Origin of the sequence: Winogradskyella sp., assembly GCF_965228925.1 — a bacterium.
GTDB lineage: Bacteria > Bacteroidota > Bacteroidia > Flavobacteriales > Flavobacteriaceae > Winogradskyella.
This window is the reverse complement of the sequence record NZ_OZ245845.1, coordinates 1,838,326-1,864,880: the sequence shown is the minus strand read 5'-3', so window position 1 is coordinate 1,864,880 and position 26,555 is coordinate 1,838,326. Positions and strand designations below refer to the sequence as shown.

General features: G+C 37.4%; 26 protein-coding genes. 9 read left to right on the top strand and 17 right to left on the bottom strand.

Annotated features, from left to right (window positions below; all coding sequences use genetic code 11):
* The first annotated feature begins 22 nt into the window (after positions 1-22).
* Together ACO052_RS07675 and ACO052_RS07670 are read left to right on the top strand one after the other, a co-directional pair.
* Entirely contained in the window at positions 23-469 is a 447-nt protein-coding gene (locus ACO052_RS07675) for a Na(+)-translocating NADH-quinone reductase subunit F (RefSeq protein ID WP_422107424.1), read from the top strand.
* Between the two features lie 259 nt (positions 470-728).
* Positions 729-3,470 (top strand): T9SS type B sorting domain-containing protein, encoded by a 2,742-nt coding sequence (locus ACO052_RS07670; protein WP_422107423.1) that lies wholly within the window; start codon positions 729-731, stop codon positions 3,468-3,470.
* A gap of 169 nt (positions 3,471-3,639) precedes the next feature.
* Here ACO052_RS07670 and nqrF read toward each other — a convergent pair whose 3' ends face one another.
* From nqrF to ACO052_RS07595, 15 genes are all read right to left on the bottom strand, one after another.
* Positions 3,640-4,950 carry an NADH:ubiquinone reductase (Na(+)-transporting) subunit F gene (nqrF, locus tag ACO052_RS07665; RefSeq protein ID WP_422108054.1) on the bottom strand — a complete coding sequence of 437 codons (1,311 nt, stop codon included), beginning with the start codon at positions 4,948-4,950 and terminating at the stop codon, positions 3,640-3,642.
* Between the two features lie 12 nt (positions 4,951-4,962).
* On the bottom strand, positions 4,963-5,700 hold the full coding sequence (gene nqrE / locus ACO052_RS07660) for an NADH:ubiquinone reductase (Na(+)-transporting) subunit E (protein WP_422107422.1): 738 nt from the start codon (positions 5,698-5,700) through the stop codon (positions 4,963-4,965).
* A gap of 75 nt (positions 5,701-5,775) precedes the next feature.
* A complete protein-coding gene (locus ACO052_RS07655) occupies positions 5,776-6,408 on the bottom strand; it encodes an NADH:ubiquinone reductase (Na(+)-transporting) subunit D (RefSeq protein WP_422107421.1) in 633 nt (210 codons plus the stop codon).
* 3 nt (positions 6,409-6,411) lie between these two features.
* The gene (locus ACO052_RS07650) at positions 6,412-7,206 is read right to left on the bottom strand and encodes a Na(+)-translocating NADH-quinone reductase subunit C (RefSeq protein ID WP_422107420.1); all 795 of its coding nucleotides are present in this window, start codon (positions 7,204-7,206) and stop codon (positions 6,412-6,414) included.
* Positions 7,207-7,208: 2 nt separating this feature from the next.
* Positions 7,209-8,486: an NADH:ubiquinone reductase (Na(+)-transporting) subunit B gene (locus tag ACO052_RS07645; RefSeq protein ID WP_422107419.1), complete on the bottom strand. Its 1,278-nt coding sequence runs from the start codon at positions 8,484-8,486 to the stop codon at positions 7,209-7,211.
* Complete coding sequence (locus ACO052_RS07640) at positions 8,486-9,835, bottom strand: Na(+)-translocating NADH-quinone reductase subunit A (RefSeq protein WP_422107418.1); 1,350 nt, start codon at positions 9,833-9,835, stop codon at positions 8,486-8,488. The genes ACO052_RS07645 and ACO052_RS07640 overlap by 1 nt, the downstream gene beginning before the upstream one ends.
* A gap of 272 nt (positions 9,836-10,107) precedes the next feature.
* Positions 10,108-10,311, bottom strand: a complete 204-nt coding sequence (locus ACO052_RS07635; protein WP_422107417.1) for a hypothetical protein — start codon at positions 10,309-10,311, stop codon at positions 10,108-10,110.
* 390 nt (positions 10,312-10,701) lie between these two features.
* Positions 10,702-10,914, bottom strand: a complete 213-nt coding sequence (locus ACO052_RS07630) for a hypothetical protein (protein WP_422107416.1) — start codon at positions 10,912-10,914, stop codon at positions 10,702-10,704.
* Positions 10,915-11,032: 118 nt separating this feature from the next.
* Positions 11,033-11,245: a hypothetical protein gene (locus ACO052_RS07625; RefSeq protein ID WP_422107415.1), complete on the bottom strand. Its 213-nt coding sequence runs from the start codon at positions 11,243-11,245 to the stop codon at positions 11,033-11,035.
* Positions 11,246-11,424: 179 nt separating this feature from the next.
* Positions 11,425-11,622 (bottom strand): hypothetical protein, encoded by a 198-nt coding sequence (locus ACO052_RS07620; RefSeq protein WP_422107414.1) that lies wholly within the window; start codon positions 11,620-11,622, stop codon positions 11,425-11,427.
* Positions 11,623-11,771: 149 nt separating this feature from the next.
* Positions 11,772-11,969: a hypothetical protein gene (locus ACO052_RS07615; protein WP_422107413.1), complete on the bottom strand. Its 198-nt coding sequence runs from the start codon at positions 11,967-11,969 to the stop codon at positions 11,772-11,774.
* 109 nt (positions 11,970-12,078) lie between these two features.
* Entirely contained in the window at positions 12,079-12,336 is a 258-nt protein-coding gene (locus ACO052_RS07610; RefSeq protein WP_422107412.1) for a hypothetical protein, read from the bottom strand.
* Positions 12,337-12,545: 209 nt separating this feature from the next.
* Entirely contained in the window at positions 12,546-12,749 is a 204-nt protein-coding gene (locus ACO052_RS07605; RefSeq protein ID WP_422107411.1) for a hypothetical protein, read from the bottom strand.
* Between the two features lie 119 nt (positions 12,750-12,868).
* A complete protein-coding gene (locus ACO052_RS07600) occupies positions 12,869-13,048 on the bottom strand; it encodes a hypothetical protein (RefSeq protein WP_422107410.1) in 180 nt (59 codons plus the stop codon).
* A 531-nt stretch (positions 13,049-13,579) separates the two neighbouring features.
* Entirely contained in the window at positions 13,580-15,190 is a 1,611-nt protein-coding gene (locus ACO052_RS07595; protein ID WP_422107409.1) for a vitamin K epoxide reductase family protein, read from the bottom strand.
* A 305-nt stretch (positions 15,191-15,495) separates the two neighbouring features.
* Between ACO052_RS07595 and ACO052_RS07590 the strand changes: the two genes are divergently transcribed.
* From ACO052_RS07590 to apaG, 3 genes are all read left to right on the top strand, one after another.
* Complete coding sequence (locus tag ACO052_RS07590; protein ID WP_422107408.1) at positions 15,496-16,746, top strand: DUF5103 domain-containing protein; 1,251 nt, start codon at positions 15,496-15,498, stop codon at positions 16,744-16,746.
* A 70-nt stretch (positions 16,747-16,816) separates the two neighbouring features.
* Positions 16,817-18,193 (top strand): pyridoxal phosphate-dependent decarboxylase family protein, encoded by a 1,377-nt coding sequence (locus ACO052_RS07585; protein ID WP_422107407.1) that lies wholly within the window; start codon positions 16,817-16,819, stop codon positions 18,191-18,193.
* A gap of 64 nt (positions 18,194-18,257) precedes the next feature.
* Complete coding sequence (apaG, locus tag ACO052_RS07580) at positions 18,258-18,644, top strand: Co2+/Mg2+ efflux protein ApaG (protein WP_422107406.1); 387 nt, start codon at positions 18,258-18,260, stop codon at positions 18,642-18,644.
* 46 nt (positions 18,645-18,690) lie between these two features.
* Here apaG and ACO052_RS07575 read toward each other — a convergent pair whose 3' ends face one another.
* A complete protein-coding gene (locus tag ACO052_RS07575) occupies positions 18,691-19,713 on the bottom strand; it encodes a DUF6695 family protein (RefSeq protein ID WP_422107405.1) in 1,023 nt (340 codons plus the stop codon).
* 197 nt (positions 19,714-19,910) lie between these two features.
* On the opposite strand from ACO052_RS07575, the gene pruA reads away from it, so the two are divergent.
* Complete coding sequence (gene pruA / locus ACO052_RS07570) at positions 19,911-21,536, top strand: L-glutamate gamma-semialdehyde dehydrogenase (RefSeq protein ID WP_422107404.1); 1,626 nt, start codon at positions 19,911-19,913, stop codon at positions 21,534-21,536.
* A gap of 141 nt (positions 21,537-21,677) precedes the next feature.
* Entirely contained in the window at positions 21,678-23,378 is a 1,701-nt protein-coding gene (locus ACO052_RS07565; RefSeq protein ID WP_422107403.1) for a T9SS type A sorting domain-containing protein, read from the top strand.
* Positions 23,379-23,427: 49 nt separating this feature from the next.
* Here the strand turns inward: ACO052_RS07565 and rsmG are convergent, their stop codons facing one another.
* Entirely contained in the window at positions 23,428-24,054 is a 627-nt protein-coding gene (gene rsmG, locus ACO052_RS07560; RefSeq protein WP_422107402.1) for a 16S rRNA (guanine(527)-N(7))-methyltransferase RsmG, read from the bottom strand.
* Positions 24,055-24,196: 142 nt separating this feature from the next.
* On the opposite strand from rsmG, the gene ACO052_RS07555 reads away from it, so the two are divergent.
* Positions 24,197-25,297: a fatty acid desaturase family protein gene (locus tag ACO052_RS07555; protein WP_422107401.1), complete on the top strand. Its 1,101-nt coding sequence runs from the start codon at positions 24,197-24,199 to the stop codon at positions 25,295-25,297.
* An 18-nt stretch (positions 25,298-25,315) separates the two neighbouring features.
* Positions 25,316-26,500 (top strand): pyridoxal phosphate-dependent aminotransferase, encoded by a 1,185-nt coding sequence (locus tag ACO052_RS07550; protein ID WP_422107400.1) that lies wholly within the window; start codon positions 25,316-25,318, stop codon positions 26,498-26,500.
* The last annotated feature ends 55 nt before the right edge of the window (positions 26,501-26,555 follow it).

The window sequence follows — 26,555 nt, the reverse complement described above, 5'->3', positions numbered from 1 at the left end:
TGAAAAAGAAAATTAATGACCAATGAACACTTCGAGTCGATTTGATGCTGCCGTAGAGAAACTATATACGGCATTTCATAATAACACTTTAAACCCTGAGGATTGCTCCCAATGTGCCGTTGGCAATATCTTAGACCATAAAGATAGTTGGAAACACATGACGGACATGCATGGTTCTGTTAAATTGAATTACGTTGGTCTGGTACATCAAAATTTAGGTAGACGATTCAATGGCTATTCGCCTTTAGAACTTCTTCAAATTGAAGCTGCCTTTTTAAAGGGTTGTGGCTATCGTTTGGGCAAAAACTTTTGTCACAAACCCGACTATTTTAATGATAAAGCTATATTATTCAATGGACTGAGCGAAGTGGTTTCTACTTTATGTGAATTAGACCACATAAAAGATATTATGGATTGCTCGAGTTTATTTAGGTTTCAATCACAGCAGACACTCGAAACACAATATTAAATCTAACTTAATAAAATTAAAAGACCAGTTCAATGAACTGGTCTTTTTTTGTATCTATTTTTGATTGCGGACCGTAAACTACAGCAATACAATCTTATAGATTTAGAGGGTTCTTATTCTATAAATTAACAATCCATAAAGCTATAACTTAAACGATTGGTTAAACCTTATAAGGTCTTACCTTATTACCATAATTTATTGCGATCTTATCTGAGTTTTCCACTCTACAAATCTTTAATTCAAGAAAGACAAATTAATCTTGAAACTAGAATTTATCCATTTAAACATTTGGTCATTCACTAAGTTATTTTCTCTTTTGACTATAGTGCTCGGTCTGGATTGTATTAATTCGCAAAATGCCGAAACCGAAAATTGGTATTTTGGTGACTTTGCCGGTCTAAACTTTGCTCCTCTCGAAGATCCTAATATTCTCTCAAATTCTGACATGATTGCTACAGCGGGATGCGCCAGCATTTCTGACATTAGTGGAGACCTGCAGTTTTACACCAATGGCATAGATATTTGGAATAAAAATCATGTCATTATGGATAATGGCTCTGGTCTTTTTGGACACGAAGAAGCCATGCAAAACTCGATCATCATCCCAATTGCTGGTATACAGGGACGGTACTACGTGTTTACAGTGGGTCTCGGTGGCCTACATTACTCTATTGTAGACATGAACCTTAACGGTAATTTAGGAGCCGTCACGCAGAAAAACATCCCTCTTATTCCAAGACCTAACATGAGTAAACTATCCGCTGTACATCATGCGGATGGACAATCTATTTGGGTCATATCCACAAGAAAAAACGTCGATAACGAATTTACATCTTTTAATGCCATTAAAGTTAACACCGATGGAACCATTGAAGACACAGTTATATCTAATGGACTCGCTTTTAGAGCAGTTACCGAAGGTGTTTTAGTATTATCCCCTAATGGACAGAGGCTAGCCTGTAGCAACTACTTACCAGCGAGCTTAACGGATCATATCTTAATATTCGATTTTAATAACGAAACCGGGATTGTAAGTAATAGAAGAAACCTTTTAACATCACTCACATTCTTTGAGGTCATTTCTGCCAATGGCTTGGCGTTTTCAAGAGACTCAGAATACCTATTCGCCACCGTTGTTAAGCAAGGGTTCTTGAATGTAGCAGAAGGAACCGTAGCTGTTCCAGAAGGGTATAATAACTCCAATCTCATCTATGAATACGATTTAAATATTCTAAGCCCCCAGGAGTATTACACTGTTCATTACGAACAATTTAGGGATGGTTTTCCTGGCGCACTTCAGTTGGCCAAAAACGGGAAGGTCTATAGAGCACTCCCAAAAAACACTGAAGAAGGCACCAATTTTCTAGGCACAGCATTTAATCCTCAATTTTCTAATGCTATTACCACTTACGACCATAACTCCATCGATCTAAGCCCCGATAATGTAAGACTTGGTCTTCCTAACTTTATTCAATCTCATCTCAGAACCAGAATTCTTAGCGAAAATAGGTGCTTAAACGAGGAACTACCTTTTGAAGTAGATACTTATGCAACAATAACTGCCGCCCAATGGGATTTTGGCGACGGAACCACCTCAAATGAAATAACTCCAAACCATGTCTTTGCCAATAGTGGCGTATACGATGTGTCGGTGACCATAACGGTAAATAATCGTCCGATAACCACGACAAAAAAAATTCAGATTTACGCGCTTCCGGACTTACTATCTGACCAAGAACTTATTAACTGTGATACAGACACGGATGGTATTTCTGTCTTCAATTTGTTTAATATTAGGGAACGTATTACAGACCCCGATCTAGCAGAACAATTGATTTTCTACGAAACTCTTAATGACGCCGAGGAAGATACTAATCCGATTGATAATCCCACCAATTACACAAATACAAGCGTAAACCAAGAAATCTTTGTTAGAGCCATTAATGATAACGAATGCTATTCTATTAGTTCATTTTTTCTCAATACCGTTTTTGTAGAACTTACCGATATCCCCGATTTTTACACCTGCGAAAACTCCGATAATCTCGTCGGAGATGGCAATGGAACCTTTGATTTAGATCAGATATCTAACGCCATAAGCATTGCCCAAGGGTTTCCCAGCTCTACAACTTTGGACTTTTATCTTAATCTTGAAGATGCTTTAACTTCTCAAAATAGCGTTAACCCAAACTATACAACGAGTTCAACTACGCTTTGGGTCAGAGCAGAATCGGATGATGTGGCCTGCTCTGGTGTTGGCCCTGTAAACCTTATTGTAAATGACGCCCTCACCATTGAAATTGATGACTCTTATACATTTTGTCGCTCAGAGGGATTTACGCTCTTAGGCGACCCCAGCAATGATCGCTTCGAATGGCTAAACAGTGAAGGGGACATTATCTCTACGCTTCAAGAATTCGCTACCAATACAGAAGGTAGCTATTCGCTAATTGTGTACAACACTCAAAACGGCATTGAATGTTCTATCTCTAAGTCATTTACTATTTCGGAAATTGCTGCACCAGAATTTCTGAGCATCGATACAGACTTAGACTACAATAACAATACCATTGTCATTACAATGGAGGGTAGTGATAATTATGAATTTTCCCTAAACGATATCGATTATTTTGGAAACTCTAATCAATACACATTTTATAATGTCGCATCCGGAATTCAAACTGTATATGCTAGAGATATTGACCGATGTCATCCTGCTATTTCGCAAACATTATATCTTATAGGGTATCCTAAGTTTTTAACACCCAATGATGATGGTGATAACGATTATTGGCAAATTAAAGGCCTAGTAGAAAACTCTTATAAATCTATTCGAATTTTTGACAGATATGGTAAACTCATTACTGAGCTCAATCCTTCTAACGGGTTGAGATGGGATGGGAGATTTAATAATGTTATAATGCCAAGTAACGACTATTGGTTTAGAGTCGAGTTTGTTGATGGTAGTGTAACCGTTGGACATTTTAGTCTTAAAAATTGAGTCGGTTAAAGCAACTAGGGACTATCGTTTTTCTTATTATAGCCAATCTCAAAAAGTTCTAAAGTAGGTCCATGAATTAAGGGCTTAAACAATCAACAATTATATGATCTTAATACTAAAAAAGCCAACGTTTTCTACGTTGGCTTTTATTATTCTTAAATTTTTGGTTTTATCCACCAAAGTCATCAAATCTAATATGTTCATCCGGGATACCAAAGTCCTCACCCATTTTCTGAACAGCTTGGTTCATCAATGGTGGTCCACAGAAATATAATTCTATATCCTCAGGTGCTTCATGATGGTTTAAGTAATTATCAATTACACAATTGTGAATAAAACCGACAAATCCATCGCCCTCTTCATCATTAATATCTTTTTTCACTTTCCAATTATCCTCTTCTAATGGCTCAGATAGGGCCATATAGAACTTAAAGTTAGGAAAGTCTTTCTCTAAGTCTCTAAAATGCTCGATATAAAAAAGCTCTCTTTTAGAACGTCCACCATACCAGTAGGTCACTTTACGACCCGTCTTTAAAGTTTTAAACAGGTGGTATAAGTGCGAACGCATTGGGGCCATCCCAGCACCTCCACCGACATAAAGCATTTCACTTTCAGATTCGTTGATAAAGAACTCACCATAAGGTCCAGAAATAGTTACTTTATCCCCTTGTTTCTGAGCAAAAATATAAGATGAAGCTACACCTGGATTTACACTCATCCATTGATTCTTAGCGCGATCCCATGGTGGCGTGGCAATACGAACATTTAGCATAATTTCACGTCCTTCTGCTGGGTAAGATGCCATAGAGTATGCGCGTTCAACGGTTTCATTATTTTTCATCACCAAAGGCCAAAGACCAAATTTGTCCCATTCCGCTTGGAACTTATCCGGAGTTTCATGCTCTTCAGGGTGTGCCGTAATATCAATATCTGAATATTTGATTTCACATGGTGGAATTTCAATCTGGATATACCCACCAGCTTTATAATTCATATCCTCAGGAATTTCAACAACAAATTCCTTGATGAAAGAAGCGACATTATAATTACGTACAACTGTTGCTTCCCATTTTTTAATACCGAAGACTTCTTCAGGAATGGTAATTTCCATATCCTGTTTCACTTTTACCTGACAAGCCAAGCGTGCACCATGTTGTAGTTCCTTTCTTGAAAAGTGAGGAGTCTCAGTCGGTAAGGCCTCACCGCCACCTGAAAGTACATGGCACTCACATTGAATACAGGTTCCACCACCACCACATGCTGATGGTAAAAACACTTTATTGCTTCCCAGTGTTGATAATAACGTTCCACCTGAAGCGACTTCAATTTCTTTTTCACCATTAATCTTAATCTTTACCGGACCAGATGGTGACAATTTTTGCTTTACAAATAATAATAATGCGACTAACAAGAGGGTTACCAATAGAAAGGCGCCCACAGTTGCTATTATAGTTCCAATTGTACTTGCGGCTAATATCATCATGCTCATCAATTACTCGTTTGTATTTTGTGCTATTTCTAAATCGGACTTAGTTGTAGCTTCTTCTTTTTCAATGTCTTCATCAATAACTTCTATGGCAGCTGCCTTATCTTCTGGCTTTGCCCCGTCATCACCACCGGTTAACATGCCGCCGAAACTCATAAATCCGATAGCCATTAATCCTGTTATAATAAAAGTAATACCGAGACCTCTCAAAGCCGGAGGTACAGCACTATATCTAATTTTTTCCCTTATGGCTGCAATAGCTAAAATCGCTAAGAACCAACCTATACCAGACCCAATACCATAGTTTAATGCTAATCCTAAGGTCGCTATTTCTCTTGACTGCATAAATAATGAGCCTCCCAAAATCGCACAGTTTACAGCAATTAATGGTAAAAAGATTCCTAATGAATTATATAGGGCAGGAGAGAATTTTTCAACCACTATTTCTACCAATTGTACCATAGTGGCTATAGTTGCGATAAACATTATAAAAGATAGGAAACTCAAATCATAGCTCGCATACTCCTCACCTAGCCATGACAATGCTCCCGGTTGTAATATATATTGATCCAATAACCAGTTCAATGGCACTGTAATTGCCAGTACAAAAATTACAGCGGCACCAAGACCTACTGCTGTTGACACCTTTTTAGATACCGCAAGGTAAGAACACATTCCTAGGAATGTCGCAAATACCATGTTATCTATGAATATCGATTTAAAAAACAATTCTACGTGTTCCATATGTTTTCAGTATTCAGTATTTAGTGGTCAGTTTTTCAGTATCTGCTTACTTCAACCGCCAGCTGCTTACTAATTTTAGTCTTCGATTAATGCTTTATTTCTTGTTCTTTGTACCCAAATAATGATGCCTACAACAATCAATGCCATCGGTGACAATAACATAAACCCGTTGTTTTCATACCCAATGGAATAAAGTCCTGTTTTTTCTATAGGATCTCCTAAAACTGGAATCCCTAATAAAGTTCCAGAACCTAATAATTCTCTGAAAAATCCGACGATGACGAGGATGATACCATAGCCCAAGGCATTACCGATACCATCTAAAAACGATCTCCATGGCCCATTTCCTAAGGCAAAAGCCTCAAAGCGTCCCATAATAATACAATTCGTAATAATCAAACCTACGAATACGGATAGCGTTTTACTTAGTTCATAGGCAAAGGCTTTCAATACCAAATCCACAATGATTACAAGTGTTGCTACCACAATGAGTTGCGCAATAATTCTAATCTTTGAAGGAATGATATTTCGCATTAATGAAATCACAACGTTACCAACACCCATTACGAATAAAACGGATATGGACATAACGATCGATGCTTCAAGTTCGGCCGTAATTGCTAGAGCTGAACAAATTCCCAATACCTGAATGGTAATTGGATTGTTATCAGTTAGCGGGTCTAATATTAATCTACTATCTTTTGCCATAGCTTATTTTCCTTTTAGTGAATTAAAGTAAGGTAAATACAATCTTAAATCTTTTTTGATCATGGCTGTAACACCATCACCTGTAATGGTAGCACCTGCAATGGCATCTACTTCATTATCCGTTTTATCATTATTTTTTGGGTCGGCATTACCCTTAGCCACTGTAATTCCTTTAAATTCCCCAGATTTTGACAATAAATGCTCGCCAATAAAATCATCCATAAAATAACGTTGCTTGATATTGGCTCCTAGTCCTGGAGTTTCCCCTTTATGATCAAAATACGCCCCTTGCACCACCATATTCTCATCCATCGCTACATAACCCCAAATGGCATCCCAAAGCCCTTTTCCACGTATTGGTGCAACATAAACGGTCTTTCCTTCTGAATTCTCACCAACAAAGAGCGGTAACTTTCGTTCTCCACCATCTTTAGCACTCGCCTGCTGCTTTTTTACATCTATTAGATAAGGTTCTTGTTTGGTCTCCTCGAAGTACTCATCACGACTTTGTGTTTTGATAACTTTACCGTTAGCGTCTACCGTAATCACAATCTGATCGGCAACATTTTTATCAAAGGCCTCAGGAGCTTTATCAGTCGAAATAAACACCGCACTGGTTTCATCATTATCATTGATACCCATAGCATAGAGAATATTCTGTTGCTTCTCTAAACGTTGATTTTCCGTGATTTTAGGTTTTAATGATGATGCTAGATAAGCTAATAAAGCACCTACAACTATCACCATACCTATGGCAAAAATTACAGTATATGAATTTTTATCTGTTCTGTTTTCCATCGTTATGCCACTTTAGCTTTTAAACGTTTCATTCTTTTCTTCACATTACCTTGAACCACATAATGGTCTATGGTTGGTGCAAACACATTCATTAATAATATGGCTAAGAATACACCTTCTGGATATGCTGGGTTAAACACGCGAATCATTATGGATATAAATCCAATTAAAAATCCATAAATCCATTTCCCCTTATTAGTTTGTGATGCGGTCACCGGATCGGTCGCCATATACACTGCTCCAAAAAGTATACTACCTATTATTAAATGTTGCCAGAACGGCACACTCATTAATCCGTAAAACTTGCTGGTCTCACCTATCCATCCCGCATCTACAACACCATTAAAAATCAAGCCCATAACCAATGCACCAATTACAGTACTCAACATAATTCTCCAGCTTCCTATTTTGGTGAATATTAAGAATAAACCACCTAGTATAATTAGAAGTTTTGAGGTCTCGCCAACGGATCCAGGTATAATTCCCCAGAACATATCCCAATACGAGTATAATTCTGCCGCACGATCACCATAAGTGGTTACAGTATCAGTTCCTGCTATAGTCAGTTCTTGTCCTGACTTTGCATAATAACCTAAAAGGGTTTCGCCTGAGATAGCATCTAAATTTTCACCTGCCGCTATCGCTGCATCACGTTCTACTGCACCATGCACCCAAACCTTATCACCAGACATCCAAGTCGGATAGGCGAAGAATAAAAATGCACGGATGGTTAATGCTGGATTGAGGATATTCATTCCTGTACCGCCAAATACTTCTTTTCCGATGACAACACCAAAGATAACGGCGACAGACAACATCCAAAGTGGAATATCGACAGGCACTATTAATGGTACTAACATTCCTGTAACTAAGTAGCCTTCTTCAACCTCGTGTCCTTTAATGATGGCAAATACAAACTCAACAGCTAAACCGACACCATAAGATACAATGACTAAGGGTAATACTTTCCAAAGTCCAATTACAAAGTTATCCCAAGTCCAAAACGATGCTCCTAAAAAACCATCCGCCGACTCGATTAAACCTTGCGCTAGGTAATGCTGATAACCAGCGTTAAACATACCGAATATTAAGCATGGCACTAATGCCATGATTACAGTGTTCATGGTGCGCTTTAAATCATCCGCCGCTTTGATGTGCGTTCCACCGTGTGTGGTCTCATTTGGCGTATATAAGAAGGTGAAAAGGGCATTAAAACCAGGCAGCCACTTTTTGTCTTTATTCTTCTCCTTGAAATTGTGTAAATTCTGTTTTAAACCCATTATCCTATCTCTTTAAGCATTAAGTCTAAGCCTTCTCTTATAATTTTCTGGTGTGGTTGTTTAGACACACAAATAAATTCAGTCAATGCGAAATCTTCAGGTGCCACTTCGTACATTCCTAAAGCTTCCATTTCATCTAAATCCTTATACATACACGCTTTTAAAATCTGCATCGGATAGATGTCTAAAGGAAATACCTGTTCATAGTTTCCTGTGACTACAAACGCGCGATGCTCACCATTAGTGTTAGTATTTAAATCGTATTTTTTCTTAGGGTTTAGCCAAGAAAAAGTTAAGGCTCTCGATGTAGAAATCTTGTTGAATATTGGCTTGTTCCAACCAAAAAACTCATAATCGTCACCCTCAGGAATCACAGTAATAACATTACTATAATAATCTAAATTTCCATCTGGTGCTATTTGTTTTCCAGATAGTACATTACCAGAAATAATGCGATCGTTCCCATCTTTTTCAACACCATTATCATAGATCATCGTTGCTACCTCAGACCCGATCTTCGTTTTAAAATATCTAGGTTTTTTCACTGAAGATCCTGCTAAAGCTACGATACGCTCAGCATTGAATTTTCCCGTTAATAACAACTCACCGATAATGACTAAGTCTTGTGCATTAACGGTCCAAACGACTTCTCCTTTATTGATTGGATTGACCTTATTAATCAAAGTCCCTACATTACCTGATGGGTGTGGGCCAGAGACCTTGTAAGTAGTTACATGATCTAAATTAGCCAATGGAGAATTTGTGCTCCCCACTGAGATATGAATTCCACCTTCAGTCAACTTTGATAAGGCCGTTACAGCAGCCTGCAGTTCAGCCTCTTTTCCTTTTAAAGTAAAATCTAAATCTGCAGCTAAAGGTGCACTGGCATAGCCGGAAATAAAAATAGCTTTAGGTGCGCTGTCAGCATTCGCTATTATATCGTAAGGACGTTGCTTTATAAAAGACCAACAACCTGACGCTAATAAATGCGCCTTAATCTTATCCGCATCAGCTGATAAATCAAATTTACCGTGATCTGCATAAGATTGTTCTTTATCTGCAGTAATTTTTATAGCGTCAATACGACGTCTGGGTCCACGCTGAATCTCTGTAACTTCACCAGATACAGGAGATACAAACTTCATAGCCTCATTATCCTTATTGTAAAACAGTGTTTCACCTGCTTTGACGCGCGTTCCTTCCTTTGCAACAAGTTTTGGGATAATACTGTGGAAATCTTCAGGTCTGATAGCATAGAAGTTGCTTATTATGGCATTTTCGGTGTTTTTTTCGGCTTCACCAACCAACTTTATATCTAAACCTTTTTTAATTCTGATGTCTTTTGACATATACTTAAAGATTAGTTATCTTAAAAATCCGTGCAAATTTACGAATTATAGCGTAAATATATTTTCAATTTAACGCAACATTTTTATTTATAATCATTTTAAATAAGTGGGGTGGAAGAAAAAACGATCAAATCAAATCGAGGAACTTCAATGTGTATTTTGACAAAAACAGGCTGCAAAATGCAGCCTGTTTTCTTTCTTAATGTCATAGAAATATAAAATGGGTAGGGATAGTCTTTGATTTTAAGAAACTATCCATGCCGTCTTATGCACTATAAGCTTGAAAGACAGCATTCACCATTAACAATAACTCCAGCACATATTCCAAATCCACCACGTGGTGTCCACTGACACTCACTGGGCCCTGTTTGCACATAATCCGACGTACAACAACCACATACTGGGCTATCGCCACCATTAATACTTTTTAGCTCTACTTTACTTAAAGCTTTTCCTAATTTTAATGCATTTTTCATAGTTAAAAAATTAAACATGATTAAAAGCCTCGATCATTTTGAGACACTCGAGGATTGTGTCTATTCCTTGCGAGAGGATATCAAATAGATAGTTCTAATTGACTTATAAAAAATCAGAGCACCCTTACATGTGCTTTTTGTAGTGATAAATCAGCCGAGATCATAACATTTAAAGCTATAACGTTCCGATATTTTTAAATTAAGGCGTTACCAATAAATTGAATACAATCACGAGAGTTAAAACATTTCTGTAACCAATCATCCCATTTGCACTGCTGTGATTAGTTTTTAGACTTGACTTGGTTATCTGATAATTCTATTTTGCTTTTTTCTTCGTTATCAATCGTTGAATTACAGGCCATCCTCTGGATGGCCTGTTTTATAATTATTCTAAAGTGCACAGAAGCTCAAACAACATAAACCACTAGGTTTAATAACACCAAAAAAGATATTACCATTATTGAGACCATAACAACAGTCCCCTGGCAAACAGTTGTCTTGACAAATAGTAGGAACTGAACAAGGCTGTTTTCCATCCCCGCCATTAATATGCTTTTGTTCTGCTTTGCTTAAAGCTTTCCCTAATTTTTTTAAATTTTTCATAATTAAAAATTTTAAACATGATTAAAAGCCCCGATCGTTTTAAGACACTCGGGGTTCGCGTCTATTCCCCGCGAGAGAATGTTTTAATTCAAAATCATTCTTATTTAGTTTTGAATCTTTATAATCCACATGGATTTTCAAAAAAGATTCCTGGAACACAAATACCAGGGCCGCTTGGAGTTGCGCCATTACAGAGATATCCATATGAAATAGTATGTGGATAAATACAACAATCACTATCAGTGTTACACTGACCTTTTAGTAGACCACCTACAATTTGTTTTTGCTCTACTTTATTTAAAGCTTTGCCTAATTTCAATACATTTTTCATAATTAAAAATTTAAATATTATTAATGCCTTGATCATTTTGAGACACTCAAGGATTGTGTCTATGCCTTGCGAGAGCGTACTTTAGTCATTAAAAAGCAAAGGGTATTAAGGAGATACATCACCTTTGATACCCTAAACTTGTTGGTTTAAATAAAATTCATTATCAATGTATAATCTGTTTAAAAACATGTTCCTTCACAACAAGAATTGCCATCTACATAACCATTAATAACAACCCCATTTAATTTATACGAACAACAATTACCATTTTGTGATGTAAGAAATAGTCCGCTAAAGCATCCGCTAGAGCTTCCTCCATGAAGTAATTTTTGTTCCGCTTTACTTAAAGCCTTCCCTATTCTTTTTAAATTTTTCATAACTAAAAGTTTTAAACATGATTAAAAGCCTTGATCATTTTAAGACACTCAAGGTTTATGTCTATATCCTGCGAGAGAAAAGTTTTTAGTTTTTCAAATTCATTAAAAGTAGTTCGCCATGTAGGCCAACTACTAAAAGATATCATATATCACGCACAGCATCTACCGTTTACAACGGTTCCAAAACAATCAGTACCTGCCGAACTGAGAAATACACAATGACCATCTTCTGTTACAACAGCATAATTTGTGCTGCATCCACAAAATGGTTCAAGAGGACCCCCACCATTTATCTCTTTCTTCTCTATTTTACTTAAAGCTTTTCCTAATTTCAATATATTCTTCATAATTAAAGGTTTTAAAATATTTGTTTAAAAGCCCTGATCGTTTTACGACACTCAGGGATTGTGTCTATGCCTTGCGAGAGAACAACATTCATAATTAAAGATTTAAAAATTATCCGCAAATAGGAGCTGAACCATCTGGGCAAGTTGAATCACAAGGAAATGTTCCAGGAAAACCAAAACAAACACCTGTCGATCCTCCGCCAGACGATCCTCCGCCTAAACAAGGATGATTCGGGGGTACAATACATGGGCAACCAGGGGGCGCAATATCACACCCACCGAATCCACCATTAATCTCTTTTTGCTCTATTTTACTTAAAGCCTTCCCTATTTTTTTTAAATTTTTCATAATTAAATTTTTAAACATGATTAAAAGCCCTGATCATTTTAAGACACTCAAGGTTTATGTCTATATCTTGCGAGAGCTGTTTCGTTTTTTGATGTATTAAATGGCTTCTATAGAATTAAATTTCACAAAAGCCTTGTTAAAGAGTCTTTTTCTTTAGCCTTCTTTAACATCAATTGAAAGTAAAATAGGCCAAAAGCTGCTCTATGGCCTATTTTAATAAAACAGCATTAAGTAATACAACAATAACCGTTTAGCATGGTTCCAGACTGATTCATAAATGCTCCACACGCAAGTATACATGGATCTCCATCTGCACAATCAACGGTCCAACATAAATGTCGTGCACAACAATTTGGTGGATTGCCACCACCATTAATACGTTGTTGCTCTTTTATATTTAAAGTTCTTCCTAGCTTTTTTAAATGTTTCATACTTAAAGATTTTTAGACTATTTTTTAATATTGCTCATTTTGTAACTATGTGGTTTAAAGTAATGCTACGTTTTACCTAATAATCTAGGCAGAGAAATGCTCTGCCTAGGTTAGTACTATTATGGGCTACATGGTGGAGCAAAGGGGCATTGCACCCCGATAGGTACCCAATCTAAACAGGACCCATCTGGACACCATTCGCAACACAGCCAACCAGGCCCCGGACGTCCTGTGCCCCCAGCTATTTCTTTCTGTTCGGCTTTACTTAAAGCTTTTCCTAATTTCAATACATTTTTCATAATCAAAAATTTTAAAGAATTATTTAAGGCCTCGATCATTTTGAGACACTCAAGGTTTGTGTCTATTCCTCGCGAGAGCATATTTTAATTGTTGAACACATTTTTTAACTGATAAAAGTCGTGTTTCATCAATCTTAGATCTTCAGTTTGAACATGTTTAGGGAATCTTTCCAACGATCTATTTAATAAAAAGGGTAAGCTTTAAGACACCTAAAACTTACCTCTCACTTATTATTGATCCTGACAACAAATACAAATACCGTGGATAGGATGCGGATGATAACCCGGTAGACAGGTGGGCTCATTATTAAAGTAAGGATTAAGACATCCTTTTCCACTTCCTCCATTAATCAGTCTTTGTTCATTTTTGCTTAGGGCTTGGCCTAAATTTTTCAAATTTTTCATAATTAAAAATTTTAAATTTATCTTAGCCGTGAACATTTAGAGACACTCACAGCAGTGTGTCTATTCTTTGCGAGAGAATTTTGTTCAAACCTCAAAGCCCTCTATGAGGGCTTTGTTTATTATATATTATGCCATGGAATCTTGTAATTCCAAAACTTCTTCTAAGTCTTCATCTAGTTCTTCTATAAAATAAATTAAATCTGGTCTATTGTATGCCTTAGGGTAAGCTCTACCATTAATCAAGATCGCAGGTGTAAAATTTAAGGCCTTAGAGCTACACCAATCCCTACTCTTTTGCAATATGTCATGGGATTTATCAAGATTTTCGCATGTTCCCCACTTCTCAATCCATGCTTCTGCCTTCAATTCCCCATAGATATCGTGCATCGCATTTAAGCACGTCTTATCACCTGAAACATCATAGAGTTCTATAATACGACTGGTAATGGCCACCACTTGACTATCCTTTTGGTCTATATTAACATTAAATCTAACCGTAATCTCAACTGCCTCATTGTGCTTCTCAAGAATATCCTCTATCAGCGTATGCACTGCTTTACAGTGGCCGCAAAAGGGATTGGTCACTACAACTATTTTTAGTTGGGATTCCGAATTACCGAACTTCATTTCATTTTTAATCGGAATATGAGTATCAACAGCATCAGAACTTAACAAAGCGGATTTAAACAAATCGAAATTTTTCTTGAATCTTAAATTCTCGATTTTAAGATCAAAAAGTTCCTTTCTGGATTTTATGAGCCTGCTGATGTAATTCCATATAAAAACAGTTGATAAATATGTTATCAGTGCGATTAACCCATCGTTAAATCCAATTGAAAATTCGAAATCACTATTTAAAAAAACGGATCCTGCCTGTGCCCATAATATCGCAACAATAGCAAGACAAAGGGCACACCAATTCTTAACAATAAACTTTTGATAGTAAATAGAATACAACGTTACAGGAAGTGCTAAGAAACTTATGGTATACAGTAAACTATAGGATATATTAAGGATTTGAAACAAATAAATACAAACCATAGACCCAATGAAATAAATGATACAAATATCACTAAGCTTAAAATTCTTAAAAATATTGGCGCCTTTTGAATTTAATACAGAATTACAATCCTTTTTTTCATCAGATGAATTGCAGAATGCATCACCGATAATAGTGGCCTCCCCCTGCTCTTGTTTAAATATTACAAAACTTATGACACCCCCAAAAAAAGACAATAACAGATATACAGAGGAGCCAAAACTTGGTTGATGTGCTAGAAATTGGAAGAACAACAAAGCAAGAACAATAAAAACAAGCATATAGTCTTTAAAATTCTGCTTTGGGACGGTATCAACAGCTGAGCTCTCTTTTTCCACCACAACGACAATACCCAAAAACTTTTGAAGAAACTCCGCTTTTGAAACGTTTTCTTTACGGCCTTCTTCATATGTAATTTCGTAGGCCTCAGCGTGTTTTCTAACCATAACCAGATCTTTGGAATTTTCCGATTGTATCTGGGCAATAAAAACCGGAGTAAGTTCCTTCAATATCTGAGGTTCAACTGGTAGACGAACGGCGGCATTTGGAATACCAAAATGATTTAGAACACCTGTTAGTGCATGCAGGCTCGGATAAGACGGGTGTGACAGCAGTTGAATTTTTAACTCGTCACTATCGATTTTAATATCGGATGCTTTCAGAAAAGATTTTAAAACATAAAGTAGGCTACCTCTCATTAATACATTTTTTACAATAAACAATACCTAGTACTAGAAGCTCAACTCTAAGGGGAAGTTTGTAGGTTCTTGATTTAGGATATGAAATGTAGTCAACAAGAAATGTCTGGGATAAATATAGCCTAAATTTAAGAAAATAATTCAAACAAATGAAGATTTAATCATTTATTAATGTGATGCTTATGATAAAAAAAAGTAATATATCCCTATTAATACATCTTTTTTATTTATGGTCATTATAAACAAGTTAAATATTCAAAGGCATGGATTTTGATTATATTTATAGCAATGTTTATAAACACAAGATGAAAAAGACATTTATTGGCATACTTCTACTTTTTATGCTACCTGAGCTATTAATAGCTCAGGTCACTGAAGTAAGCCCTCCAGATTTTATAAAAACCATAACCTTTAAAAGTAACACAACTCAGGGACAATTGCCCATTCTAAGACTCGGTGAACCTTTGATCTTGGAATTTGATGCCCTTAACGCCAATGAAGAGGATTTCTATTATGTCATTGAACATTTCAATTTTGACTGGACGCCCTCTGTTTTAGTTAAAGCTGAATATCTAAGAGGTTTAGATAACCAGCGTATATTAGAATATTACAACTCCTTTAACACTTATCAAGTTTACTCACATTACAAACTACAAATTCCGAATATACAGACGCGAGGTTTGTTAAAAAGCGGTAATTATATGATTTCCATATATGACGAATACGATGAACTTATGTTTAGCAGAAAGTTCATGATTTATGAAGATCTGGTAAATGTTGGGGTGCGCGTTAAACGCTCAAGGGATGTCACAGTAATTGATGAAGTGCAGTCCGTCGACTTAGTAGTTTCTACTAGCAGTATCAATTTTAATAACCCCCTTGAAACTATTAAGACATTGATTATTCAGAATAATAATCTCAATACCTCCATTTCAGATCTAAGACCTCAGTATACGCTTGGTAACGAACTTATTTATAGATACGACACGGAGTCTGCATTTTGGGGTGGCAATGAATACTTTTGGTTTGAAAACAAAGACGTTCGTACGTCTAATGTAGGCGTACAGTTTATAGACCTAAAAGATATCTACCAAAGCTACTTGTATCCCAATGAAGCAAGAAGTGGCCGACCATACACCTACAATCCGGACCTCAATGGAAACTTTCAAGTCACGGCAGCGGATCGCTTTAATACGGATATAGAAGCCGATTACACTATGGTCCATTTTTCCTTGGCACAAAATGAACTAGAAGGAAAAGATATTTATGTCTATGGCAATTTCAATGCCTTTGCTTTAGAACCTCTTACGAAAATGAATTATAATCGTGAAGCTGGTAAATACGAGGTGAGTTTTCGCCTTAAACAAGGGTTTTACAATTATAAATATGTCGTTGTCGATCGCGCCACTGGTGAATTGGACGAAGGCGCCATTAGCGGTGATTATTGGCAGACCGAAAACAATTACAAGGTCTTAGTGTATTACAGGGATTTAGGTGCGCGATTCGATAGACTTATCGGTTACGGTGAAACGACTTCGGTGGATATTTCTAATTAATACTGTAAGGATTTTTTCAGTATTAGACTAAATTTCTTTTTACCTTTCACTTTCAAATTGAGTTTTTTAGATGCACAACGATATTGCCATATTTTCAGAACTATGCGATGCACTTTTTAAGGCAGAAATTGACCAGCCTGTAGCAGAACCCATTCCAACTTCAGAGCTATATGAAAGATTGGACTTATCCCTAAATGCTGAAGGTTTAATTGACGACGATTTAAAAGCAACACTAAAACAAATCATCAAAAGCACTCCAAAAACAGCATCCAAGTCATTTTTTAATCAATTATTCGGAGGAAGAGTTGGTAAAGCGACTTTGGGAGATTTGCTGGCTGTTATGTTCAACAACAGTATGTACACTTATAAGGTTGCAGGTCCTCAGGTCGGCATCGAAAAACAGGTGTTAAAAAATATTTGTGCTTTAGCTGGTTATCACGATGCTAGTGATGGCACATTTGCCCCTGGTGGGTCCATGAGTAACATGATGGCCATGATTATGGCTAGAGATGCTAAGAACGAAACCATAAGAGCTGAAGGTCTTTCGTCTAAAATGACACTCTATACCTCAGCAACATCCCATTATTCCATATCAAAAAATGCGGCCTTAACAGGATTGGGAAGAAATCAAGTGCGGTTAGTCAATACCAATGATAAAGGCGAAATGCTTATTGAACATTTGGAGGAACTCATTCAGGACGATATCGCTAAAGGTCATACACCTTTTTTTGTTAATGCTACAGCCGGTACTACCGTACTTGGAGCATTCGATAACGTAGAAACCATAAGTAAGATTTGCAAAAAACATCATCTTTGGTTACATGTTGATGGTGCCTATTGCGGAGGCGTTATTTTTAGCAGAAAGTACAGCCATCTACTCAATAAACTAGAGCTTTCGGATTCCTTTAGTATTAATGCGCATAAAATGTTAGGCACACCTTTAAGTTGTTCTATTATAGTGACTCAACACAAGGCTCAATTGCACCACTCCTTCTCTAATGAAGCCGATTATCTATACCAGACCGACAGCGATGATTTTAATCTGGGTAAAACCTCTATGCAGTGTGGTCGGCGTAATGATGCCTTAAAAGTTTGGACCCTTTGGAAATCTGTTGGAACACTGGGTCTGGAAAAAATTGTGGATAAACAGTTTGAGATGGCACAAATCGCTAGAGACTATATTGAGAACCATCATGATTATAGCTTACATAGTTTTGAGGATTCTATTTCTGTATGCTTTAATTACAAAGACATCCCAGCTAAAGATTTATGTACAGCTCTATACGAAAATTCTAAATTAATGGTGGGGTTCGGTTCTTTTAAGAATCAGGAGTTCGTGAGGATGGTAACCATAAATAGTCTCTTAGAAAAAGAAGATGTTTTGGCCTTTTTTAAAACGCTTGAAGCCTTTGTTGAAGAAAAAATGTTAAAAATAACGACGACTTAACCTAAAAAATAGGGCTTCAATGAAAATTTATTTTATTTTAGCAGATACAATCCTCATTTAGCTTATGGTACAACAAGTTACAAGCGGAATTAAAATTTCCGTTGAGACCAATTTCGAAGGTACATTTTATAAGAATTATAAAGTGCACTTTGCCTTTGGTTATAAGGTAACTATCGAAAACCAAAGTAAAGACTCCGTTCAATTAAACTCTCGCCATTGGAAAATCCTAGATGCACTCAATAATGAAGAGGTTATTGAAGGCGAAGGCGTGATTGGGAAAAAACCTGTTTTAAAACCTGGTGAATCCCACACCTATAATTCGGGATGTTTGTTAACCTCTCCTTTTGGCGCTATGCAAGGCCACTACAACATGGTTAATTTTACCAAAGCTAGTAAGTTTAAAGTCTATATTCCTTCATTTAAACTAAGTGCACCATTTGCACTTAATTAGACTTCAACTATCTATCCAGCACACAAGACTTTAGAAGATACGGCGCTCAATCTGCTGTGTAATTGTTTACAAAATCAAATCTGTATAGCTTGGTATCTTGTTCTATATTGATGAACAAACAGTTGGAATAATGTACAAACCTATAACCCAAAGCGATGTCGAAGCTCTCATCACTCACTTTAAAAACAGCGTCACAATCAATATGACCATAAGGAGAAATGCGCCTGAAGCGGTATTCAAATCTATGATCTAAATCATATAACTCAAACCAGGCACCAGCTGCGATTCCACTTAACCATTGGGCATGGTTGGCCTTCTCGTCATTATGTCTTGGTTCTAAAGTCCCTATCAAACTCGGGCTATAGCCTTTTAAGGTGTCCAAAAACAAACGTCTGTTTTCTTTGCTTACCGTAGAATTAAACTCGCTAATCTCACCGTCTTCAGAGACTAAGTGCACAAAATCCTCTGTATCGGCAATCACCACATTACCAATGGTACTCGGCGTGAACCACTTTGACTTTTCCAATGCCTTTTTTAGTTTAGAATCTGTCACCGATGCAATCAAGGTATCGGTTACAAAGCGTGCACAATTACAAGCAACCTTTATAAAAGCGGCATATCTAATAAAACCTTGTGCTTGCATCCTATCAATATGAGTTCTTGCCAAATCATAATTAACCGCATTGCATACTGAAGCGTACAAGTGACCATCACCATGGGTCAGTTTTGGATGTGTTGCCAAAAACTTTAAAACCTCATCCAAATTTTGAATGCTGTCATTTTCGATTTTTGCCAACAACGGAAAGTCCAATTCAAAATCCGTTTCTTTTCCTCTTACTCTTCCATGAGGTTCTGAGGTGATATACCTTCCAAAATCATGATACTCTAATACCCCTGTACTTTTATTAATTAACACCAATGCCGCATGACCAGCTCTTACATGTTTCTTATTACCAATAAAGGCAAACCGCAAAAATTTGGAATACCACTCTTCAGCATGTGATACGATGGTTTCAGGATAGGCAAGGGTTAGAATAAAAGCATCATTATTTGGCATTGTAATATTCAAAAATTTCAAGTGGCAACTTACAAAAAAAAAGCCTGGCAAGTTTCACATAACTATAACGTTTGAGATGAACCATATCTCATAATTATTGTACCTTTGCACTTCAAAATTTTATTCCCATAAAATTGGGAATCTTATTCATAATTTCTAAAATATCAACCAGATTCCCGATAGCTCGGGAACATTAAAAATTTTTAAAGATGGGAAAAGGATTCTTTAATGTACCAATCGCTGTTAACGAACCTGTAAAGTCTTATGCACCCGGTTCTCCAGAACGTGGCGCCGTATTAGAAACGTACAAATCAATGTTTAACAGTAAAGTTGAAGTGCCTTTATATATCAATGGTAAAGATGTAAAAACTGGAACTACCAGAACCATGTCACCACCACACGATCATCAGCATATTGTCGGCGAATATCATTTGGCAGAACAACAACATGTTGAAGAAGCTATTGCTACCGCTTTGGAAGCACGCAAAAATTGGTCGCAATTGCCTTGGGAGCAACGTGCTGCTATTTTCCTTAAAGCAGCTGAACTTATTGCTGGGCCGTACCGAGCTAAAATTAATGCGGCCACAATGATTGCACAATCCAAAACTATTCACCAAGCCGAAATTGATGCGGCCTGCGAGTTTATAGATTTCTTGCGTTTTAACGTGCAGTTTATGACGGATATTTACATGGAACAACCTGAAAGCACTAGCGATGCCTGGAACCGTGTAGAGTATCGTCCACTTGAAGGTTTCACCTATGCTGTTACCCCTTTTAATTTTACGGCTATATCAGGAAATTTACCAGCATGTATGGCCTTAATGGGTAATGTTGTGGTTTGGAAACCTAGTGACAGTCAAATCTATTCTGCCAAAGTGATTATGGATGTGTTTAAGGAGGCCGGTGTGCCAGACGGTGTTATTAATGTCGTTTTTGGGGATCCTGTAATGATAACGAATACGGTTTTAGCTAGTCCTGATTTTTCTGGTTTACATTTCACGGGCTCTACCTTTATTTTCAAGGAACTTTGGAAACAGATAGGCGAAAATATCCATAGCTATAAAACCTATCCGAGAATTGTAGGGGAAACAGGCGGAAAAGATTTTATTATAGCGCATAAATCGGCCAATGCTAAACAAGTCGCTACGGCCATCTCTCGAGGCGCTTTTGAATTTCAAGGTCAAAAATGTAGTGCGGCATCCAGAGCCTATATTCCAAAAGGCATTTGGTCTGATGTAAAAAACTATGTCTTAGAGGACATCGCATCGTTCAAAATGGGTTCGCCAGAAGACATGGGGAATTTTATTACCGCAGTAATTCATGAAGGCTCTTTTGATAAATTAGCAAGTTATATTGATGCTGCAAAGGCAGATGCAGACGCAGAAATTATCGCTGGCGGTGGATACGATAAAACTAAAGGGTATTTTATAGAACCCACTGTGATTGTAACCACAAATCCAAAGTACACGACCATGTGTACAGAGCTATTTGGCCCTGTGATTACTATATTCGTATATGAAGATAATGCGTATTCAGACACTTTAAAATTAGTTGATGAGACCAGTGAATATGCCTTAACTGGTGCAGTTTTGGCTACGGATCGCTATGCCATTGATGAAGCGACCAAAGCCTTACAAAATTCGGCAGGTAACTTCTACATTAACGACAAGCCTACTGGTGCCGTTGTAGGTCAGCAACCCTTTGGTGGAGCACGAGCATCCGGAACAAACGATAAAGCCGGAAGCGCCCAAAACTTGTTGCGTTGGGTATCCCCAAGATTGATTAAGGAAACCTTTGTGACCCCAACAGATTATAGATATCCTTTTTTGGGTTAACCCAATAATAAACTGAAATACAAATCCTTAGAAGTTACTAACTTTTAAGGATTTTTTGTTTTTCAACGAAATACCGTTAAAAAAATGTATTTGCCTTCGGAAACTTTGTATTTTTAAATTCACAAACTTAAATCTTGTCATATGAAAAAACATTACTTTATTATCTTATTATTTTTACCGGCCCTTATACTAGGGCAAACAGCCTTCACTTCTGGTATAACGCCAGATTTATCGGCCTATGGTGAAGCAACGAACTATCCCGGAGAGGGTGAGTACCAGATATTTTTAAGCGCAGATAATATTTTAGACAAGCCGATTATTTTTGTGGATGGCTTTGATCCTGGTGACGCAAGAGATATTCCTGGCTTGTATGGCTTACTCGATTTTACGGGAAGCTCAGGCGCTCAAAATCTAGCAGATCTAGTAAGAGCACAAGGTTTTGATGTGGTTATTCTAAATTTCCCGGTCTATTTGCGTGGAGCTGATGGTGCGACCATCGACGGCGGTGCTGATTTTATAGAGCGCAATGCTATGCTACTCGTTGAACTCTTAGATATCATCAATACGGCCAAAGCGACCAATAGTCCTGAGCAAAATGTGATTATCGGCCCGAGTATGGGAGGAATTATTACAAGATATGCACTAAACTACATGGAAGCAAATACTATTGATGCCGATACGAGATTATTTATATCTTTTGATTCGCCGCATCTTGGAGCTAATGTCCCTATTGGTTTACAGCATCAGCTAAATTATCTCGCCAATAATACACTAAGCCCAGTTACTGAAGTGCAACCACTCATTGATAGCTTTTTAAAATCCCCGGCGGCACGACAGCTTTTAGTCGATCATTTTGAGCCACATCTACTCATGGGTGACCCAGTGGAATTTGATCCAAGTCTCACCTTACCCATACCACACCCCTTTAGAACCATATTAGAAAACGACATAAACGCTTTAACAGCTAATGGATTTCCTCAAAATACAAGGAATGTCGCAATCATTAATGGTAGCGGCATAGGCAGTGCTTATTTTGCAGCGGATGGTGTGACACCTGTTACCAATGGATTTACAATTGTAGACACCACCATTCCTGTAGATACTGGAGTAATTGGTACTGTTAATGTGGACGTGGAGATCTATATGACTCCTGCTGCGGGAACGGCACAGCAAGTCAGTCGTTTTTTCGCACCACTATTCCCACCCGTATTTCCTAATGTGGAATCTATAGCCAACTCCGGTACCACAAATTTTGATGGTGTTGACGCGGCTCCTGGTGGTTTGTTTGACTTATCCTTATTAACTGACAATATCGGATCTGGTGGACCTGCAGATGATTTCTTAAATGCCCTTCAAATCGATAAGTTTAATTTTATTCCTTCAGTCAGTGGACTGGCCTTAGAAATAACCGAAGAAACCTCTGATGATGATATCAATTGGTTTCACAGTATTGATTTAGCGGGTCGGGCGACCACCAACAATACCCCATTCGACAATACCTTTCTACCCGACGATAACGAAGGCCATGTCGAACTCACCGAAGCTAACGTTAATTTTGCACTGACAGAAATTTTAAACCCACCTCTAGGAGTTTCCGACAATACGTCTGTAGTTTTTCAACTTGAAGAAAATCCGGTTCGCAATGAACTCATATTGCTTTCAGACATAAATACAGTAGCTACCATAAGCGTCATTGACATTACAGGCAAGACCGTATTTAATACTAGTGTATCACTTAGTAATAGAACATCCATTCCTGTAGATTTGGCTTCAGGATTTTATATTTTGAATATTGCTACAGATAACAACACATCATTTACCACTAAGTTTTTAGCCAACTAAACACAGCTTAGTGCATGCCATAAAAAAGCACTTCAGTCGAAGTGCTTTTTTATTTATACTTCAAGGGTAAATAGATGACTTTTTTAGTTTCGAAGAAGTCTTCTTCAAAATAATCCGACAGCAGATAGGCTTTAACCGTAGTATAAGACCTTAGCTCTTCCGTTAAGTTCCCACCTTTAAGATAGAGGATGCCATTTTTAAGCGCATTCCTTTGTCTTTTGACAACTTTCCCTTTCACCCATTTCGTAAATTCTGGCATCGCTGTTACCGCTCTACTAACAATAAAATCGTAGGTTTCATCGATCGCTTCTACCCGACTATGGGTAGTTCTCACATTCGTCAACCCAATAGCCTCCGAAACGGCATTAATCACCTTAAGCTTTTTATTAATACTATCCACTAGGTGAAACTGACAATTTGGAAATAAAATGGCCAAGGGAATTCCAGGAAATCCGCCACCCGTTCCAACATCTAAAATTGAGGAATTATCACTGAACTGAATCACTTTAGCAATACCTAAAGAATGTAGAACATGCCTTAAATACAATTCATCGATATCCTTACGGGATACAACATTAATTTTGGCATTCCAATCGTTATATAAGTCCTGAAGTGCATCGAATTGATTAATCTGAGTATCGTTTAAATCTGGAAAATATTTTAGAATGATATCCATGCCTTTTTCTTTTTGTAAAAGTACATTATTTTCATGTCGATAAATTAATGTTAATCCCTAAAGCGTCATTTTAATTATTACTATATTTGACACGTTATTTAGAATGGAATCTCTTAATATCATAGCTTAAAATAAAGAATATATGGCACAACAGACCCTATCCTTTTCAAGAGCCGATTCAGCAAAGTTTTTTAGAACGTTGAACAAACGAGTCAATACCTATTTTAAAGAAAATAATATTAAACGTACGGGCAATTGGCAACTTTGGGTAAAAACCGTGGTGATGTTTGCTTTGTTCCTCACGCCTTATTTTCTGTTGTTGACATTAGATATCCCTACTTGGGCGCAAATACTCCTAACTCTTGTTATGGGGGTTGGTATGGCTGGTGTTGGCATGAATGTGATGCATGATGGCAACCATGGGTCGTTTTCAAATAAAGAATGGGTAAATCGTTTAATGGGCAGCAGCATATATATTCTGGCAGGTAATGTCTACAACTGGCAGGTACAGCATAATGTGTTACACCATACCTATACTAATATTCACGGGCATGATGAAGATTTGGAAGCTGGAAGAATATTGCGTTTCTCTAAGCATGCCAAATGGCATAAACACCATAGGTTTCAACATTACTACTCCATCTTTTTTTACGGTTTACTGACTATTAATTGGGCCATTACCACAGATTTTCAGCAAATGAAACGCTATATGAAGCGTAAATTATCCTATGGAAAATTGCCTAATCCGATTATTAACTGGAGTAAGCTTGTCATATCCAAATTAGTGTATCTCTCTATGTGGATTGTTCTGCCCATATTGCTCACAGACCTCGCATGGTATGAGGTATTAATCGGCTTTTTTATTATGCATTATGTAGCGGGTTTGATTCTTAGCGTTGTATTTCAATTGGCACACGTTATGGATGAAGCTGAAATGCACTTACCAGAAAAAGATGGTACCATGAAAAATACTTGGGCTATCCACCAATTAAAGACCACCGTTAATTTTGGAGCTAAAAACTGGTTGGTTAACTGGTATACCGGAGGCTTAAATCATCAGGTAGAGCATCATATATTTCCTCATATTAGCCATATTCACTATGGTAAAATTGCAAAAATCGTAAAGCAAACCGCTAAAGAGTTTAATTTACCATACAAGGAATACGAAACTACAAGAAAAGCTATCGTTGCACATTTCAGGTTTTTAAAAGAAATGGGCATGCGGCCAGCAATGCAAGCATAATTCTATTATAACTAACTCATGAACCAACTTTCGGATAGAATTAATAGTCTATCGACATCAGCCACCCTTGCTATGGCTGCAAAAGCCAGAGAACTAAGAGCAGAAGGAAAAGATATTATTGGATTAAGTTTGGGTGAACCCGATTTTAATACGCCCGACTTTGTAAAAGAAGCCGCCATTAAAGCGGTTAATGACAACTACAATAGCTATACACCGGTAGACGGCTATGTAGAACTCAAGGATGCCATTATCACCAAATTTAAGCGCGATAATAAGTTAACCTATTCTAGAGCTCAAATTGTGGTCTCCACAGGTGCTAAGCAAGCCTTGTTTAATATTGCTTCGGTAATGCTCAATGCGGGCGATGAAGTGATATTACCATGCCCATATTGGGTGAGTTATAGTGATATTGTAAAGCTCAATGAAGGTGTTCCGGTTGAAGTAACGACCGATATTAAAAACGACTTTAAAATGACGGCCGAACAACTCAGTGCCGCCATCACACCTAGAACCAAAATGATTTGGTACAGTTCGCCTTGCAATCCTAGCGGATCAGTATATAGCAAAGAGGAATTACGGGCCATCGCTGATGTGCTACAAGAGCATCCAAATATCTATGTCGTTTCTGATGAAATCTACGAACACATCAATTTTATTGGTGGTCATTATAGTATGGCGCAGTTCGATGATATGTACCATAGAACCATTACCGTAAATGGCGTATCTAAAGCTTTTGCTATGACCGGTTGGCGTATCGGCTATATCGGCGCACCAGATTGGATTGCTCGAGCCTGTAACAAAATACAGGGACAAGTCACTAGTGGCGCTAATTGTATAGCACAACGTGCTGTGATTTCAGCTTTAGAAGCCGATCCTTCCCAGATACAGTATATGGTAGATGAATTTAAAGAACGACGACAGCTTATTTTAGGTTTGCTCGACGAGGTGGAAGGATTTGAAACTAATGAACCTGAAGGTGCTTTTTATGTCTTCCCCAATGTATCCGCGCATTTTGGAAAAACCATTAAAGGAAAAACGATCAACAATGCTTCGGATATGGCACTATTTTTATTGGAAGAAGCTAACGTAGCGACTGTTACGGGTGAAGCCTTTGGCAACCCCAATTGTATTAGAATCTCTTACGCCGCTTCCCAAGAACAGATTATGGAAGCGATTAGACGCATTAAAGTTGCATTGAGTTAATATTCTAATCTCTGACTATTAAGAAAAGCTATATCCTCAATTTAGGATATAGCTT